At 36.1% G+C, this 1,651-nt stretch carries 1 protein-coding gene; it reads left to right on the plus strand.

Features of this window, described 5'->3' with window-relative positions; all coding sequences use genetic code 11:
• Window positions 1-216: 216 nt before the first annotated feature.
• Window positions 217-1,563, plus strand: a complete 1,347-nt coding sequence (locus B5X70_RS17650) for a Fic family protein (RefSeq protein ID WP_079559222.1) — start codon at window positions 217-219, stop codon at window positions 1,561-1,563.
• Window positions 1,564-1,651: the final 88 nt, after the last annotated feature.

Genomic DNA, 1,651 nt, shown 5'->3' on the forward strand with positions numbered 1-1,651 from the left:
ACCGTTGCCGCCAAGTGTAGGAGAAAATAACCGATTGCTAATAAAAGGACAGAAAAAAGAATAGCCAGCCCACAAAACAGCACATTTGCAAAACCCACAAGCCGAAACTCAACCTTATTTTGCAAAAGAGCTGTTTATTGCTCTCCCACACGTGCTAATTTATTACTTTTGGTGTTGATAAATCATTGACTAAGAATAAAAAATATCGGCTCAAATATGTCAGAAACCAATCGAATAGAATATAAGCAAGAACTCAATAATGATGTTGACATTGAAAAAGAGGTCATTGCCTTTCTAAATTATCACGAAGGTGGAATAATTTATGTCGGTATTGACAAACAAGGAAAAGTGGTTGGAGTCTCGGATATTGATAGCGATATGCTCAAAATAAAAGACCGGATAAAAAACAATATTTCACCTTCGGCAATGGGATTATTTGATGTGGTAGCTGAAAGTAAAGAAGGGAAAGAACTAATCAAGATTATTGTTGCAGGTGGAACAGAAAAACCTTATTTCAAAAAGAAATTTGGAATGACAGAAAAGGGGTGTTTTATTCGCACAGGAACTGCGGCGGAGCCAATGCCTCAGTCATTTATAGACAAGTTGTTCGCATCACGTACTCGAAATTCACTTGGTAAAATAAGGTCAAACCGTCAAGATTTAACTTTCGAACAACTTAAAATTTACTACGAAGAAAAAGGGTTAAACCTCACGAAGCATTTTAAACAAAATCTTGAATTATTAACCGAAGATAATAAACTGAATTATGTAGCATATCTGCTTGCTGATGAAAATGGAACATCTATAAAAGTTGCAAAGTATTCAGGTACTGACAGAGTTGATTTAATTGAGAACAATGAATATGGTTATTGTTCGTTGATAAAAGCAACTAAAAGAGTTATTGACAAACTGGAACTGGAAAATAAAACCATCTCAAAAATTACCTACAAAGAACGAATAGACTCAAGACTTTGGAATGCTGTTGCATTGCGTGAAGCGATTATTAATGCAATAATTCACAATGATTACACTCGAGAAGTTCCTCCGAAATTTGAAATATTTTCCGACAGACTTGAAATAACAAGTTATGGTGGGTTATTCGAGGGGATGACACAAGAGGACTTTTTCGATGGATTGTCATTGCCACGCAATAAAGAACTTATGCGCATTTATAAAGATTTAGGAATGGTTGAGCAATTAGGTTCCGGTGTGCCCCGAATTTTACAAGCATATAACAAAGATTGTTTCAAGTTTTCAGAGAACTTTTTACGAATGATTTTCCCTGCAACAGAGAAGATTCCAATGCAAGTCAACACGCAAGTCCCCATGCAAGTCAGCACGCAAGTTGAAGAATTGATAAAAATATTTACAGGAGAGCATACACGACAAGACTTACAAGATAAATTGAACTTAGCAAATAGAGAGAATTTCAGGAAAAACTACCTCCAATCAGCTTTAGATGAAAAATTAATAGAGTTGACTATCCCTGAAAAACCAAACAGCAGTAAACAAAAATACAGATTGACAGAAAAGGGAATCTTAATGAAAGAAAGGCTCATATAAACCACCGCTCGATAGAGAAGCCCATTGTCTGGTCGCACAATGCCATCACACCTCCAAAACCAGCCAAAGAGCTTCCCTACTCAAACGC

Source organism: Alkalitalea saponilacus (assembly GCF_900168165.1).
GTDB lineage: Bacteria > Bacteroidota > Bacteroidia > Bacteroidales > Marinilabiliaceae > Natronoflexus > Natronoflexus saponilacus.